Origin of the sequence: Acidicapsa acidisoli (assembly GCF_025685625.1) — a bacterium.
GTDB classification, from domain to species: domain Bacteria; phylum Acidobacteriota; class Terriglobia; order Terriglobales; family Acidobacteriaceae; genus Acidicapsa; species Acidicapsa acidisoli.
In genome coordinates, this window is the sequence record NZ_JAGSYI010000001.1 from 1595778 (window position 1) to 1611210 (window position 15433).

Consider the following 15433-nt stretch of genomic DNA (forward strand, 5'->3'; position numbering starts at 1 on the left):
CTTCGGTGCCAGGGATGTCCGGACGCCCAGATTGATCGAAGCGGCCTCCGGCCAGCAACCGCAGTCATCGCGCTGCGACAGAAGGGAACCAGCTTTTGAGCAAATCGGCCAGCTTACCCGCACAGCCATTTGACGCATTCGATCCACCATCGAATGAATCCGCCGCCACGCCTACCTGGAAGCAGGAGGTCAACCAGCGTCTGGCGGCACATCGGAATCGTCGCGGAGGGCCACAGGATTCCGCAGATGGCCACGCGGCAGAAAGTCCGCGTGCGACCAGCGCCCGCGCCGCTGAAGCTGCGGCCCGTGTCGCCGCTCGCTATGCCAAGGCTCCAAGCTATAGCGAACTGCTGGCTGGCGAGGCGAGAGCCGTGGTCCGCGCGGCAGGCGCTGCCGCTGAAGCCGCGCGCAATGCCCAGGCCGCAGCTCAGGCCGTGCTGGCTGGTCTTGAATCCGGTCCAATCGCCTCCGGCTTCTGGGAGCCGCATCAGCATGAGACTCGGCGGGAATCGAATGCCTCCATTCCCGCTGCTCTGCCAGAGACGGTCGCTGCGCCGCGATGGCAGGACGAACCACCTGTGTCTGCCACGGAGCGCGCCCGAGAGAATAAGGAAAACAACGAAAACTCCCTCACTCCTTGGGCGGGAGCTCAGCCGAGGTGGGAAGAGACATCGCCGATGGCCTCTTCAGCACCGCAGCAGGGCCAGGATGTCTGGTCGGAGATGCGCCTCCATTCTGGGCATGAGATTGAGTACGGGCAAGGGGCCAAAAGACACGTAAGGCAAGGTCATGCGCAGAACGTGGAAGAGCTAGAACTCTTTTCAGAAGAGTCATTGGATTTTGACGACTCGTATGATTCGCGAGATCCTCTGCGCAGCGCCACCGTCGAACCGGTGCAGCATCTTCCCGCGAACCTGATCGAATTTCCCCGGGAACTGGTCGCCACGCGTAAAGTGCGCCCCCGGTTGGCCGAGGGGCCGTTTTATAACGCATCGCACGAGAACTCGCAGCTCAGCATCTTTGAGGTCGATCCAGACCTTCTGGCTTCGCCAGCCGACTCGGCTCACGCTGTCGCGCCACCGGAATGGGCTTCAATCGAGCTGGATCATCCGGAGCAGCATACCGGGCAGCAGCACTCCACTGGCGGTGAGGACCAGCAGGTTTACGTTGAGCATCGCTATCCCGCAGAGATGCATGGCGGCAACGTCGAGGCAAGGCAACTGTCGGCAACTGCCGTCGAAGAGCTGCCCGTGTCGCCTGTGCCGGAACCGTTTGTCAACTCAGTGAGGAACGCGCCCCCGAAGCGAAGTTCGCAGGCGCAGGTTTCGGCATCTGCTCCCGAGAACGCTCCTGCCGAACTGCTGGTGGCGACGCTCAGCGATCGCCTGTTGGCAGCGGTTGTCGACGGGGCGCTTGTGACGCTGGCTTTGGCAGCAGCGGCTGTTGTGGTGATCGCTTCCACATCGCATCCGCCCACCGGACGCCTCGCGTTGATCGCGAGCGGCTGTGGATTGCTGCTCTTTGGATTGCTGTACCAATTCCTGTTCCTGAGCTACGCCGAAGAGGGCACGTTGGGCATGCGTTACGCGCGCATCGCACTTTGCACCTTCGACGACGACAATCCTACCGTTGACCAAATGCGCCAAAGGATTCCGGCGCTGCTTCTGTCCGCTTTGCCTGCCGGGCTGGGTCTGCTCTGGGCGATCTTTGACAAGGACCATCTGGGCTGGCATGACCGCATGACCCGCACCTACCAGCGCAAGTACTAGAGCGATCTACAAACTACGAGGCCGATGGAACGATTCGTTCCATCGGCCTCGTAGTCTTTTATGTGGCTCTCGCCGACTTCCCTTACCAGCTCTGCGAACGCAGCGCGGCCACTCCTGCGCCGAGGATGGCCGTGTCGTCATCTTCCTTGAGAACTTCCAGGGAATAGCTTTGCAGCGGGCTCATTTTGACCATGGCTTCGAGGTATCCGCGCAGAACCGGCAGATCGAGGAAGCCCACATTCAGCCCGGTAATATAAAACTTTCCAGGACCGCCCAGATGTATCGCCGTTGCAGTGCCGGCTGCAAGGGCGCGATGCCAGAGATCGACGAAATCGCGGCAGCGTGAGTCACCCTGCTTGGCGTTGTCGAAAACCTCCTCCGGCTCCAGATCGAGGAAGCGCAGCCGCATAGCGCGATTGCCCATAATTCCTTCCAGATGGCCCAGTCCGCCGCAACCGCAGTATCGCTCCTTGGGGTCCAGCGTGACCGTCGTATGACCACCCTCCCACACGCCGTCCACCTGGGGCCAGCGTCCGTAGCCGATGCCGTTGCCCAGCGTCCACACCCGAATCAGACGGTCGAGATGGCCGCCCGAGGCCGCAAGGCCGGCAGCAACGGCGTCCGCGTCGTTGAGCACATAGACAGGCGTCTTGATGCCCTGCGATGAAAGCACTTCTCCCAGCGCGTCGGCCAGGCGAATGCCTTTGATCTGCTGAAGGTTCGGCGAGTCTTCCACGACGCCGTTGCGTACGATGCCCGGTACGGCGACGCCAATCGCGGCAACCGGTTCGCTGCTCTCGGCGATCAGGGGTGCAATCTGGCTGGCCAGCAGTTCATACACTTCGCCAGCCGGCAATCCGATCAACGCTTCCGATTCCGAGGGATCGACGGGAAAGCGCAGCCGTCCTCCCTCCAGTTTTTGGTGCCCGAGTGGACCGGTAAGGCGGCCGGCCACAATGTGCTCGGTCATTACTACGCCAATTGAGGTGGTCATCTGAGTCTCCAATTTCAATGCAGACGATAGTACCGCTTTAGCCGGGTTCTGCGGCAAGCGGCGGCTGGAGTGGAGCGCATTGCCAGCCTGAACGCCTGCCTTTATAAGTTTTCTCGACCGTTCCTTTTGCTTGTCACTGATAGCGATGAAGCCGTCCCACGCCATTGAATGCCGCAATCTTGTAACACTCGGCAAGCGTCGGGTAATTGAAGACTGTTTCGATGAAGTAATCGACTGTGCCGCCCAGGGTCATGACGGCCTGGCCGATGTGGATCAATTCGCTGGCGTTTTCCCCGATGATATGGACACCCAGCACCTTGCGCGTATCGCGATGGAAGATCAATTTCAAGCGGCCAGTGGTGTCGCCGCGAATTTGCCCGCGGGCAACTTCCCGGTAATAGGCCATTCCTACTTCGTATGGCACATCCTCGTCGGTAAGCTGCTCTTCCGTCTTGCCGATGAAGCTGATCTCGGGAATGGTGTAGATGCCGTAGGGATAGAAGCCGGGGTTAGAGACGGTGATCATGTCGTTAAAGGCACGCGCGACGGCGATTCTGCCTTGTTCCATGGACACGGAGGCGAGCGATGGAAAGCCGATGACGTCGCCAACCGCGTAGATGGAAGGCGTCGAAGTCTGAAAATTCTCGTCTACCGAGATGCGACCTCGAGAGTCTGCTTTCAGACCAGCGTTTTCCAACTGGAGGTCTTCGACGTTGCCCTGGCGGCCGACCGCGTAGAGCAGAGCGTCGCCGGAGATACGTTTGTTGCTCTGCATGTTGGCAACAACGGTTCCGTCTTCCAGCTCTTCGACGCTGGCCAGTTCCTCGCCCAGACGCATCGTGACACGGCTGTCGCGCAGATGGTAGCTGAGGGTCTCCACGATCTCCTGGTCCGCGAATTCAAGCAGCTTATTGCGCTTTTCGATTACCGTGACGCGAACGCCCAGAACCGCGAACATACAGGCGTATTCCACGCCAATGACGCCGCCGCCAACGACGATCAAGGTGCGCGGCAGCTTGGGCATGTCCAGAATCTGATCGCTGTTGATGATTGTGCGGCCGTTGATCGGCACCTGATCCGAAGTGGCTGGTCTGGTGCCAACGGCGATGATCACCCGGGCCGCTTCGAGAGTTGTACTTGTCTCCGGACCCTCCACGCGCAGCGTCTCGGGAGTGACGAAGTGCGCCACTCCGTGGATGACATCGATTCCGTTGCGGGAAAGCTGGGCTTCGGTGACATCGACTTCGGTTTTGACCACGCCTTGTACGCGGAAGGCTAGATCGGCCATGGTGATTTTTTCTTTGACGCGGTAGTTCATCCCGTAGACAGTGCGGTAGTTGTAGCCGGAAAGATGCAGCACGGCTTCGCGCATGGTCTTGGATGGAATTGTGCCGGTGTTAATGCAAACGCCGCCGACGACCGAACGAGATTCGACGATCGCAACTTTCTTCTTCAGCTTGGAGGCAGCGACTGCGGCGCGCTGCCCGGATGGTCCGGAGCCGACAACAATCAGGTCATACTTGACGGCGCTCATGCGTTGATCCCCCAGGGAAGGAAGAGACAGGTATTCAAGAGACTCTCCACAACCGGAGGCTAACACAGTGCGCTGCCTCGGGCGATGTAACGGAGGTGAGGATTTTCGCGAAATGCAAGACTGGGAGCGACTTTTTCCGCTCCCAGTCTTCGGTTCCAAATACCGCTTGAATCCGGTTCGTAAGGGTTCAATTACGCAGTCCGCCAGGACCGGGAAACCGGCTCTGACGCCTTGCCGCGAAGGTTTCCGCCGGGCTGCGTTTCCTCCTGGAGATGGAACTGCCGGATGACGCCGTCCAGATCGTTCGCAAGCCCCGAAAGTTGCTTGCAGCCATCCGCGGTCTCCTCCGCGGTCCGCGAATTTTCCATTGCCAGTTGCGAGATATGCGCGGCGGATTCGGAGATTTCGCCGGCCGCGGAGGTTTGCTCCGTGGCGGCTGTCGCAATCAGGCGAATCATGTGCTCCACTTCGCGCGCCGATTCGATGGTCGCTGCCAGGCTCTGCCGCGCTCGGCTGGTTTCGCCTATTCCGCTGTCGACGGCGCGGTGGCTTTCTTCCATCAGGTCGAGCGTGGCGCGCGTCTCGTCCTGAATGCCGCGAATGGTGCCGGCAATCTCCTCGGTAGCGCTTCTGGTGCGTTCGGCAAGGCGGCGAACCTCGCCGGCAACTACCGCGAATCCGCGTCCATGGTCACCCGCGCGGGCGGCTTCGATTGCTGCATTCAGAGCCAGCAGGTTGGTCTGCTCGCTGATGTCCTGAATCACGGTGACGACCTTCCCGATCTCCTCGGAGCGCGCGGCCAGACCGGTCATTTTGCCCGCCACGGAGCTCGTCGCCGAAGAGATTCGCTCCATGGTCAGCGCGGCCGTTTGCATCACGGCGCCGCCTTCGCTTGCGGTTTCAGCAGATTTCCGGCTGATGTTCGAGGCCGTCTCGGCATTCCGGCTGATCTCTCCGATGGTCGCGGTCATCTCCTGCGCGGCGGCGGCGATCTGGTTGGTCTTGCCCGATTGAGCCTGCGCATTGGCGTTGGCCTGCACCGATCGCACGCTCATCTCTGTTGCGGAGGCCGTTAGGTTTTCGGCTCCCTGGGCAACAGTTCCCAACACCAGACGCATCGCGGCAACGCAGGTATTCAGCGCAGTGCACATGCGGCCGATTTCATCGGTTCCAATCGCTTCTACGCTCACTGTTAAGTCTTTGGCTGCCACCTGCTCCAGAGCCGTGGTTGCCGCGCGCAAAGAAGGTGCAATGAGGTGGGTGAGCATGACCCCGGTCAAAGCGCAGAGGACGACAGTGACTATCACCAGGCTGACGATCAGCATCAGAGATTGGCGGCTCCGGCTGATGGCTTGATTCCCTTCCTGAACACCGACGTTGAAGGCCAGATCGTTGGCGCTGTCGGCGGCTTGCTGGGCCAGGTCGACGGCTTTGGTCGCCGATGGGTCCATGAAGATCTTCATGGCGACATCTACCTTGCCTTCTGCGGCGGCTTCGCGCCCCTGCGCGCTCAGCCTTTGATACTCGGCAAAGTTTTGCTGGAAGCTTTCAGAGAGGGCCTGCTCGCCGGGATGGCTGATCAGCGGGGTGTATGTACGTACGCCGGCGGCAAAACTCTCCGCCGCCTTTTCGCGCTTGGCTTTGTATGTCGTGGTGCATTCGTCGGTGGCGCAAAGCAGCAGAGCCAGATCTGCTCGCCGGGTCTGGGTGATCGCCATGCGGATTTCGCCCAACGCCTGCCTTGCCGGCATCGCGTTCTCCGCCATGTCGCTCAGAGTCGAGTTGATTTTGACGAATCCATAGATGGCGAGCGCTCCCTGCAAGGCACAGAGCAGGCAGACGATTCCGAAGGCGAACACAAACTTGCGTGCGATTGGGAGGTTGCGAAAAATTGACATTGGAAGTGCTCCGTTTTCTGTGGATTAGGGCCGGACACCTTCGGATCTTGCGGTTCCGCGCGCAATCCGTGGCCGGGAATCTCCGGACATCACCGTCATCGGCAGTTAGGTGGGGGACTTGAGGCAGAGAGGATCGGCTCGCCTGCGTAGCCGATTGCGTATTGACGCGGAGATTCCCGCGTCTTAGGCTCGAAATATGCAATTTCTACTCAGCGACCTCGAACGCGAGCCGATCCAGTTCTCCGTGGCGCTGCCGGCAGCCGCCATTGACTTCGGCGGAGAAGCCGAGCAGGTCGGCAATCTGGCAGCGGAAGGGCGCGCCGAGGTGCTTCATGAACATCGCGGACCCAAGGAGATCGTCTCCGATATTCGCCTGAAGGGCAGCTTCCAGGGTGACTTCCAGGTGCCGTGCGCCCGTTGCGTCGAACCGGTCCAGCACCACCTCACGGGTGACTTTGATCTGCTGTTTCGTCCGCCCGGAGTGGATGCAATCGGTTCTGAACACGCAATTTCCACGCCGGAGACGGAAATCGGGTATTATGAAAACGGTGGCCTTGCGCTTGAAGACGTGCTCCGGGAACAGGTGCTCCTGTCCCTGCCGGCCCGGACGCTTTGCCAGCCAGATTGTAAGGGACTTTGTCCGCGCTGTGGCCAAAACCGCAACGAGACAGCCTGCTCCTGTGATTCGGGTCCAAGCGACCCACGCTGGGAAGCGCTGGCCGGCTTAAGCCGGATGAAGAACTAAAGACGGGATACACGAAATTCCGGAAAGACCTTGAAACGGTTCTTTCGACGCCCGGCGGGATCAACCCTAAATGCCCGCGCCAGTGTTGCTTGCGCGATGAGCGTAGGGAAAAACCACCCGGGCCGGAACAAGAGAGGAACAGTACCATGCCTAATCCGAAACGGCGTCACTCGAAGCGCCGCACTGCACTTCGCCGCTCGCACGACTTCCTGACCGCGGGCTCGCTTTCGATCTGCCCCAACTGCCAGGAAAAGAAGCTGCCTCACCGCGCTTGCCCCAAATGCGGCGAGTACAAGGGCCGCGCGGTTATCGAAACCAAGGAAGCCGTCAGCTAATCTTTAACTCTCCTATGCTTCCAGCGCCCAAGCTTCCGGTTCCAACGCTGATCGACATCGCGCTGGACGCTTTTGGTTCGGACAAGGCTCCTGAGCCGGAGATTCGTGGAGCTATTGAGGCCTGCAGGGCTCTCCCCGTGCGTGTGCACATGGTCGGGCCTGAGCCGGAGCTGCGGGATCTGCTCGACGAGTATCTCGAGGACGAAGATCTTCCCATCGTCATCCACCATGCCTCGGAACGCATCGGCATGGAGGAGAAAGCTGCGCACGCTGTCCGCTCCAAAAAGGACAGCTCCATGCGCGTCGGCCTTAAGCTGGTGAAGGAAAAGAAGGTCGCAGGCTTCGTTACCGCCGGAAACACCGGCGCGGCGATGGCAACGGCCAAGATGGTGCTCGGCGCGCTGCCGGGCGTGGACCGTCCGGCTCTGACTGCGCGTATGCCTACCGTGACCGGTTCGCCCTGTGTGCTGCTCGACGTTGGTGCCAATGTGGACTGCAAGGCATACAATCTGGAGCAGTTCGCGGTGATGGGCGAGATGTTTGCCCGCTTTGTGCTCAAGATTGCCCGGCCGCGGGTCGGCCTGTTGTCGATTGGCGAAGAAGAAACCAAGGGCAACGATCTGACTCGCGAGGCTTTTCCGTTACTCAAAGCTCTGCCCATTCATTTCATTGGGAACGTCGAGGGGCGGGATATTTTCAACGGTAGCGCGGACGTGATCGTCTGCGACGGCTTTGTCGGGAATGTTGCGCTGAAGACTGGCGAGGGAATCGGCCGCCTCTTCCGCGACCTGCTGCGTGAATCTCTGACGCGCACGGTAACGGCGCAGGTTGGAGCCATGCTCTCCCGCAAGGCATTCAACGACTTCCGCCGCCGCCTGGACTACAACGAGTATGGCGGCGCTCCGCTGCTTGGTGTGCGCGGCGTCTGCATCATCGGCCACGGCTCCTCGAACGAAATCGCGATCTTTAACGGCATCCGCGTCGCCATGGAATTCGCCAAGGCGGGTATCAACACCCGGATTGAACACGAACTATCCAACCGGCCGCAACATCCTCCCAGTTCCAACGCGAAGCCGGACGATTCGATCATCCAGTAGTATCGCCTCATGCCCGTCCCGCACCGCTCACACGAACAATCTCGCGAGTTCAACGGCCACGGTTTCGACAGCCTAACTCTGGAGCAATTGGTGTGCCCGGTTTGTTTTGGCGCGTTGCGGCTCGATTTGCGGGATTCACGGATTCATTGTGTCGATTGCAAGCGGGGTTATCCGCTCATTGACGGAATCCCAGTGTTGATTCCTGAACGCGCTGTCTGTCGTGAAATGCCTGATTCGGACCGAGACAACTACTGTCGCGCGTAAAACGGCCAGATGACCATCGCGGCAAAGCCCATCGCCGCCAGCAGACCCAGCGCCAAAAGTGCATAAAGCGGGATCAGATTTGGGCTCTTCGGCTCTGTTTTCCGTTCTGATTCCGGCGAACTCTGCAGGTCGTCCGCTAGTTTACTCATATTTGAGCGACTCCACCGGATCCATCTGTGCTGCGCGTGTCGCGGGGACGGTGCCGAAGATTACACCAACCAGCAGCGAAACGCCGAGCGCGACGACGATCGACCACGGCGAAATCGGAATCGCGTAACTGGTAAACAGCCGCACGGAAAGCGGAAGGGCAAGGCCGAGTATCGTGCCAACAGCGCCTCCTGCCAGCGAAATCATCACGGCTTCGGTCAGGAATTGCAGTCGAATCTCGCGCGAGGTGGCTCCGAGAGCCTTGCGAATTCCGATTTCGCGAATACGCGCGCGTACGTTGGCCAGCATGATGTTCATGATGCCTACGCCGCCGACAGCCAGTGTAACCATAGCTACGGCAATCAGCACCGCGGTCAACCCTTCGGATATTTCAGCGGCTGTGGTCAACAATTCCTTCAAATCGGTCGTTTTGTATACCGAGTTGGGTTTGTGCCGCGCCTTGACGATGTTACGTATGGCGATTGCCGCGTCCGGCACGTCGTCCATGCTGTGCAGGGAAAAGTAAATCTGCTTCACATTGTCTGTGCCGGTGAAGTATCGCGCGACCGAATACGGGATCAGAATGGTGTTGTCGGTGAGTTCGGACTGCCCGAAATCGTCCACACTCTCTCTGAAAGTTCCGATGATCGTGAACGGGATCCCGCTGATCTCAAAGCTCTGGCCAACCGCCGCGTCTGCGCTGCCATATCTCTCAATCGCAAATGGGATCGTCACGACGGCACACTTGATATGCGCGTTTTCGTCTTGATCGTCCATGAATCGGCCGTCCGTCACAATCAAATTCCGCACCTGTTGATACTGCGGAACGACGCCGAGGACGAGCGTGTCTTTGACAACTCCTCCGCCAAAGCTGATCCTGTCGTGCATTTCGAGCACGGGCGAGGAGAAGAGAACGCTGGGCACCTGCGAATCGACGGCTCGTTCATCGTCGCGAGTCAGATAGTCGTTGTACATCGCGCTTTCCGTGCCGGTTGCCCCGCCGCCTGCGTACTCCAACTCAACCATGTTGGTGCCAATCTTCTCGATCAGCCCCAGCGCGTAGTCGCGTCCCGTCAACCCGATGGTGACCACCAGAATCACGGAAGCGGAACCGATCACCATTCCCAGTGCAGTCAGCGCAAAACGTCCTTTGCTGGCGCGAAAGCTATCGATTGCCAGGCTCATGGTTTCGCTGAAGGCGATGGTGCGCCGCGCACTGAGGAGGGTGCGTTTGAAGGAGTCGTACCGGGCCTGGTCCTGTTTGGTTTGGTCCTGTCGGTCCCGCTCCTGCCGCGAAACCGGCTCGGGCCTCGCAACCACCTTCTTCTGTGCTTCTTCCCGGGATTGTTCGACAGGATTCATAGGATTCTCTTCTTGGATGCGGCCGGAACCGAATTGCTTCCCAAACCTTTTCGCAAAGCCGCTCTTCCTCAACTAGCTTACTCGCCATGCCCACCAAGCTCGGGGACGGGTGTGGGAGTTTGAGCCGATACGCTCGTTCGAATCCCGCAAAGCAGGGGCATTCTTAACTCTACAGGCACAAAATGAAGAACGCCGGAGGAGTGGAACTCCCCCGGCGTCCGGCTTTGATCCGAATGAATCAAGTCCTCTCAGAAGTCGTATCGGAGCCCGAACTGCATGCGGCGGAAGTTGCTCTGTGCCGGAAGAGTCGTACCGTAAGCGCCAAGCGTGCCGCCGGTGAGGCCCTCGGTAAGGCTGCTTGTGTCAAAGCGGTTGGTGTTGGTCACGTTGTACACTTCGCCGTCGAACTTCAACCTGCCTATGTCTCCCATCTTCCAGACCTTGCTCAGGGTGTTGTCGATGTCAAAGTAGCCGTCGCCACGAAAGTTATTGCGGGAACCTGGTTCACCGGGATAGGGCAGGCGAACGGGACCAAGCGAAGTTTCAACTCCGGCGTTAATTGCCGAGGGATTGTCAAAGACCTGCTCCTGTCCGTTGATGGAGTGCTTACGGGTCTTGACGTATCCGGTCTGTTCGCCGTAGCCCTCCAGATTCCAGTCGGTAGTCCAGCCAGGCTCAAAGAGGGAGAACGGTAGTCCGCTCGTCCAGCGCGTAATTCCGCCTATCGTCCATCCTCCAAGAACGCTGTCAATCAAGGCTGTGCTGCTGCCGAGGAATCTCTTGCCTCGGCCGACTGGCAGGTCATAAACCAGATCACCAGTCACGAGATGGCGCGTATCAAAGTCCGAGACACCCTTGTTCAATTTCGGACTCCAGGTATTTTGGATCGCCGAGCCGCTCAGGGTGTCAATTTGGGCGAATTCTGAGGCGCGTTCCGTTCCGGAGTTCATGTCGATCGACTTGGACAGGGTATAGCTGACATCGACGCTTACGCCGTGGCTGGTGGGGTGCCGTAAGGTCGCCTGCAGGGCGTTGTAGGAGCTGGTGCCGATAGTGTCCCATGCGTAGAGAGAGGAAAACTGGCCCTGCCAGAACTTGCTCCCGCCGTTTTGGCAGTAACCCCCGTAGTTGCAATAAAAATCGATGTCTGCGAGCGCGGTCGTTTCCCCTGCCACGTAGCGATTGGGCGCCCATTCATGGTTATAAGTCGCCTCGGTCGCCGATTCACCCATGAAATCGAGGTTCTTCATCTGCGGGAAAACGTCCTCGAAATACTGAATTGTCGGTACCGAGACCGGCGTCATGCCATTTCCGGAGCTTCCAGTGCCATAGGCTCCCTGGTGTTGGTCCACGAGCTTCGAGAGCTGGGCGGCGGCAGCAAAGTACGTTCCGCCACCTTGCGGGTCGTTGAAGTTCACCGGTTCGGCCAAGTCGATCTGCTGCAGAAGATGCCGTCCAAGTCGCCCAACATAGGCCTCTTCAAAGATGAAACCTCCGGGCAACTCTCGCTGAAATGAGAGGTTGAATGCCTCGGAGTAAGGAGTTTTCAAACGGTTATCCACGCCAACGGTGTCCAGAAACGAACGGGTCGGCGGCGTATATGGAAATGTCGCCGATTGGACCGGGGCCGGCAGACTGATGGCGGGCAGTGCGCTCGCGCTGGTAAAGCGCGGTGAAGTCTCAAAGCCGAGAACATCCCCCTGGTTCTGGAGATCGGTGCTCAGGCCAAAAGAGCCATTCTGGCTGAAGTTACTGGTCAGAGCCTCGCCGTAATGGTCAAAGTAAATACCCGCTCCGACGCGAAGCGAGGTTTTGGTATTGGGCGACCAGACTGCAGCGAGCCGGGGCGCGAAGTTATTCTTTGCCTTTGGCCAGTATCCAGGCGCGTTATTGGCCTTGCCGGCAGGAGAGAATTGCAGAGCTGGCTCGTAAACGACTCCCTGCGCTGCGGCGTCGCCGCGTTGTTTGAACCAGGCATCGGTGTTGATCGTAGGGGCGACCTGCTGACCGTTGGTTTCGTAGGGAGTTTGGAGAATTGTATGACGCAAGCCAAAGATTAAGTTGAGATTAGACCGGACGCGCCAACTGTCCTGTACATACCACTCATACTCGTTGGCCTTGAAATGACGGCTGATGGGCGCTCCGTCGACCATTAACGTAGCTGCGGTTGGCGAAGATACCTTGTAGTTGTACGCATTGGTGAGCTGCGGGACGGTTCCCACGAGCGTCGCATAGGCAATCACATACGAGTTCTCAAAACTTGAACTCACGGCGGGAAGACCGGTGCCAAGCGAGGAGGGGTCGGCGGGAGAGCCACCAAGCCAATACGGATTGGTGCTGGCGTTGTTGAACGAAAGAGCATCTGAATTGTTGATGCTTTGCACCAGGCGCCAGTTGGCGCCGAGAGTGATGGTGTGGTTGCCCTTGGTCAGGGTAAAGGTGTCCGTGATGTTGTGGACCGGCACATCATTCACGGTCATGAATGTCTGTGCAGTTGGCTGCACGATGAATCGGAAACTGATGTAGTCGCCTGTTACCAGTCCCGACTGACCGTACCCCTGGCGCACATAGCCGTAACGGACATCATTGACGATGTTGCTGGTCGGCGTCCAGGTATGCCCAAAGGCAAGACCCTTGGTGTTGAATTCCTTCAGATAGGAAGGAGGCTGGCCCGGCAGATTGGCGTCTCCGGCGTAGGTATCTTTCTGGTAGTTGCCACGTGCAAAAACCTGCTGTTTGTTGGTCAGATTGGCATCTAACTTGATGATGCTCGTGTTCTGCGTCGTCGGCACCTTGACCGGGAAGAATAGCGAACCGTTGTTGAGTCCGTCGCCCGATGCCGATCCGGTTGCAACGGGTACTTTTGCGTAATACGACAGTACATTGGGATCGGGACCCGGACCCCAGGGGCATACCGGCGCGCCATTGAACGTGTTGGAAGCGCATGGGGCGTCCAGGGCTTGAAGCTCTGGAGTTGTAATAGTGTCGGTGTTGCCGTTGCCGTCCTGATATTGAATCGTCCCGGCCTGAAAGGCGGCCGTAGGGACAGTTTGCGTGGCGATGTCGTCAATAGCTTGGCGCAGCCCTTCGAAGTTCGCGAAGAAGAAAATCTTGTCCTTCTTGATAGGGCCACCAGCGCTTGCTCCAAATACGTTCCTGAGATACTTCGCCGGAATATTGGGCTGACCAGCCGAGAGTTGTGAGTTCTTCAGAAACCAGTTGTTGCTGACGGTGTTGGTCGGACGGTAATACTCGTACGCCGATCCGTGATATTTATTGGTGCCCTTCTTGGTGATCAGTGAGATCTGGGCTCCGGAGGAGCGTCCGGCGTCCGCCGTTCCATTGGACGTGGTCACGCGGAACTCTTCTGTCGAGTCAAGCGTCGAGCGCAGAACGCCGGTAAAAGCGTATCCGTTAACCTGATCGTTGTCATCCAGCCCGTCGAGGGTAATGTTTCCCTGATCGGAACGGCTGCCGGAAACGGCTCCCTGTCGGCTGTCGGTGTTCTCCTGGTTTCCGGTGGCACTGTTGCCGCCGCCTTCGCCGAGATATAGCACGCCGGGTTGGAGGGCGAGCAGCGAGACCGGATCGCGGCCATCCATGGGCAGGGATTGAATCATCTGATTGTCCACCGAGTTGCCCATGGAGGCGTCGGTGGTGTTCAGCGTCTGTGCACTGGCGGTTACATCCACCGTGACCGAATTCGTCTGAATGGAGAGCTTGAAGTCGATGGTCGCCGGCTGGTTCACAAGCAATTCGGCGGTTTTGGACTCGCTTCCCAGCCCCTGGGCCGTAACCGTAATCAGATATCGTGCTGGCGGGATCTGCGGAAACTGGTAGGTGCCTTCATTGTTGGTGGTTGCGGTTAGCGTCTTATCTACGCTCTGATCTGTAATAGAAACCATTGCGTTCGGAACGAGGGCGCCGCTGGGATCCTTGATCGTACCGCGAAGCGAAGTGGTTGCGGATTGGCCGAAAGCGAGGCTACAGGAAAGGACGATGCACAAGAGCATCGCTCCCAGATGGGATCGTTTCACGTCTATTCCTCCGAAATCGTTCAGGTGCAAAAGGGTGAGTTTTATTGGGGATTATTACAATTCCCCGGGATGGTCTTGCCGGCTGGGTCCAGATAGAGGTGGTTGTCGGACCTTCCCACTCTTATAAGTGCCTATATCTTGCACGATAATTCTTTAAGATTCAACAGGAATTATTCCCTCCGTTTCGTTGTGAATCCTGATAAAGGAACCATGGTGCACATAAGCACAATCGCTAATTCCATGGCGGTCTACTGCTGTTGCTGTTGCATCTGCTGGGCGTCAAGCATCGGGATCGCCCGCTCCGGGGGCTGCTGAGCGCGCTCCACGAGAACGGACCAGTCGTCCGGGATCGGGAGCTTCCGGTCGAGCGGCGGCGGATCCATGCTAGCTTCTACATGCACTGCGACATACAATTCGCTGTCGGTTTTTCCACGAAATATCCCATGCGTCGGAGGCACATCGGCATAATCGCGCCCAACGGCCGTGCGAATGTGCCGGTTGTATGCGATCAGGTCGTTGGTGGGGTCGAGGCCGACCCAGTTCAGATGTGGCAGCAGTACCTCGACCCAGGCGTGCGAGACATCCGGCGTGGAGCGGTCATGATCTTCCCTGCTGCGATACAGATATCCGCTCACATAACGCGCAGGTATGCCGATATGGCGTAGCAGCGCAATCATGGTGTGCGCGAAATCCTGACAGACGCCCTGATGGCTTGCGATTGCCTCGTCAATTGGCGAGTCCACGCGCGTCGAACGCGGCACGTACTCAAAATACTCATAAATGCTACGGTTCAACTCGTGCACGACCATGAGTGGATCGTCCCGGCGAACCACGTTCAGCTTTCTGGCCATTTCCAGCAGTGCGGGAGTTGGCTGTGCAAATGTGCTGGGCAGGAGCATCTCGCCGTAGTCGCCGTCGGCCACCATAGCGTCCAGAGCATCCCATGCATCAGGGGATAAAAAAGCGGGTACATCCACCTGGGCCTGCTGTTCCACCAGGGACTCGGCCACGATCACCAACTGGTCGTGCTCGCCGGGAATATCGAAGTGCTGCACATTGTTTCCGTATTGATCGCGATAGCTGAAGACACGGCACCGAGGGCTTACAGAAAGAGAAAAAGACAGGCAATGCTGATTGTGATCCGAGCGCGGATGCATCCGGGTTTCCATGATGCTTTCGCTTACCGGGTCCTTGTAGCGAAAGCGGGTAAGATGACGGATCGAATAGAAATTCATGCTCGCTCCCGATGCG

General features: G+C 58.6%; 12 protein-coding genes. 5 read left to right on the forward strand and 7 right to left on the reverse strand.

Going from position 1 to position 15433, the window contains the following annotated elements:
- Positions 1-95: 95 nt before the first annotated feature.
- Positions 96-1769, forward strand: a complete 1674-nt coding sequence (locus OHL23_RS06430) for an RDD family protein (RefSeq protein WP_263350963.1) — start codon at positions 96-98, stop codon at positions 1767-1769.
- Between the two features lie 82 nt (positions 1770-1851).
- On the opposite strand, the gene OHL23_RS06435 is transcribed toward OHL23_RS06430, so the two are convergent.
- The 3 genes from OHL23_RS06435 to OHL23_RS06445 all read right to left on the reverse strand — a co-directional run bounded on the left by OHL23_RS06435 (position 1852) and on the right by OHL23_RS06445 (position 6195).
- On the reverse strand, positions 1852-2763 hold the full coding sequence (locus OHL23_RS06435; RefSeq protein WP_263350964.1) for an ROK family protein: 912 nt from the start codon (positions 2761-2763) through the stop codon (positions 1852-1854).
- Between the two features lie 133 nt (positions 2764-2896).
- Positions 2897-4297 (reverse strand): Si-specific NAD(P)(+) transhydrogenase, encoded by a 1401-nt coding sequence (gene sthA / locus OHL23_RS06440; RefSeq protein WP_263350965.1) that lies wholly within the window; start codon positions 4295-4297, stop codon positions 2897-2899.
- Between the two features lie 191 nt (positions 4298-4488).
- The gene (locus tag OHL23_RS06445; RefSeq protein ID WP_263350966.1) at positions 4489-6195 is read right to left on the reverse strand and encodes a HAMP domain-containing methyl-accepting chemotaxis protein; all 1707 of its coding nucleotides are present in this window, start codon (positions 6193-6195) and stop codon (positions 4489-4491) included.
- Between the two features lie 196 nt (positions 6196-6391).
- On the opposite strand from OHL23_RS06445, the gene OHL23_RS06450 reads away from it, so the two are divergent.
- The 4 genes from OHL23_RS06450 to OHL23_RS28725 all read left to right on the forward strand — a co-directional run bounded on the left by OHL23_RS06450 (position 6392) and on the right by OHL23_RS28725 (position 8636).
- The gene (locus OHL23_RS06450) at positions 6392-6940 is read left to right on the forward strand and encodes a YceD family protein (protein ID WP_263350967.1); all 549 of its coding nucleotides are present in this window, start codon (positions 6392-6394) and stop codon (positions 6938-6940) included.
- 146 nt (positions 6941-7086) lie between these two features.
- Complete coding sequence (gene rpmF, locus OHL23_RS06455) at positions 7087-7275, forward strand: 50S ribosomal protein L32 (protein WP_263350968.1); 189 nt, start codon at positions 7087-7089, stop codon at positions 7273-7275.
- A 14-nt stretch (positions 7276-7289) separates the two neighbouring features.
- The gene (gene plsX, locus OHL23_RS06460; RefSeq protein ID WP_263350969.1) at positions 7290-8372 is read left to right on the forward strand and encodes a phosphate acyltransferase PlsX; all 1083 of its coding nucleotides are present in this window, start codon (positions 7290-7292) and stop codon (positions 8370-8372) included.
- Positions 8373-8381: 9 nt separating this feature from the next.
- Entirely contained in the window at positions 8382-8636 is a 255-nt protein-coding gene (locus tag OHL23_RS28725; RefSeq protein WP_396127292.1) for a Trm112 family protein, read from the forward strand.
- Here the strand turns inward: OHL23_RS28725 and OHL23_RS06465 are convergent.
- From OHL23_RS06465 to OHL23_RS06480, 4 genes are all read right to left on the reverse strand, one after another.
- A complete protein-coding gene (locus tag OHL23_RS06465) occupies positions 8621-8785 on the reverse strand; it encodes a hypothetical protein (protein ID WP_263350970.1) in 165 nt (54 codons plus the stop codon). The genes OHL23_RS28725 and OHL23_RS06465 overlap by 16 nt on opposite strands.
- A complete protein-coding gene (locus OHL23_RS06470) occupies positions 8778-10145 on the reverse strand; it encodes an ABC transporter permease (protein ID WP_263350971.1) in 1368 nt (455 codons plus the stop codon). The genes OHL23_RS06465 and OHL23_RS06470 overlap by 8 nt, the downstream gene beginning before the upstream one ends.
- A gap of 248 nt (positions 10146-10393) precedes the next feature.
- The gene (locus tag OHL23_RS06475; RefSeq protein ID WP_263350972.1) at positions 10394-14182 is read right to left on the reverse strand and encodes a TonB-dependent receptor; all 3789 of its coding nucleotides are present in this window, start codon (positions 14180-14182) and stop codon (positions 10394-10396) included.
- A 248-nt stretch (positions 14183-14430) separates the two neighbouring features.
- Complete coding sequence (locus OHL23_RS06480) at positions 14431-15417, reverse strand: transglutaminase family protein (protein ID WP_263350973.1); 987 nt, start codon at positions 15415-15417, stop codon at positions 14431-14433.
- Positions 15418-15433: the final 16 nt, after the last annotated feature.

Excerpts from the sequence above, each read along its gene's own strand:
- plsX (WP_263350969.1), top strand. The coding sequence starts at position 7,290 with ATGCTTCCAGCGCCCAAGCTTCCGGTTCCAACGCTGATCGACATCGCG.
- OHL23_RS06435 (WP_263350964.1), bottom strand. The coding sequence starts at position 2,763 with ATGACCACCTCAATTGGCGTAGTAATGACCGAGCACATTGTGGCCGGC.
- OHL23_RS06470 (WP_263350971.1), bottom strand. The coding sequence starts at position 10,145 with ATGAATCCTGTCGAACAATCCCGGGAAGAAGCACAGAAGAAGGTGGTT.
- rpmF (WP_263350968.1), top strand. The coding sequence starts at position 7,087 with ATGCCTAATCCGAAACGGCGTCACTCGAAGCGCCGCACTGCACTTCGC.
- OHL23_RS06465 (WP_263350970.1), bottom strand. The coding sequence starts at position 8,785 with ATGAGTAAACTAGCGGACGACCTGCAGAGTTCGCCGGAATCAGAACGG.
- OHL23_RS06480 (WP_263350973.1), bottom strand. The coding sequence starts at position 15,417 with ATGAATTTCTATTCGATCCGTCATCTTACCCGCTTTCGCTACAAGGAC.
- sthA (WP_263350965.1), bottom strand. The coding sequence starts at position 4,297 with ATGAGCGCCGTCAAGTATGACCTGATTGTTGTCGGCTCCGGACCATCC.
- OHL23_RS06450 (WP_263350967.1), top strand. The coding sequence starts at position 6,392 with ATGCAATTTCTACTCAGCGACCTCGAACGCGAGCCGATCCAGTTCTCC.
- OHL23_RS28725 (WP_396127292.1), top strand. The coding sequence starts at position 8,382 with ATGCCCGTCCCGCACCGCTCACACGAACAATCTCGCGAGTTCAACGGC.
- OHL23_RS06445 (WP_263350966.1), bottom strand. The coding sequence starts at position 6,195 with ATGTCAATTTTTCGCAACCTCCCAATCGCACGCAAGTTTGTGTTCGCC.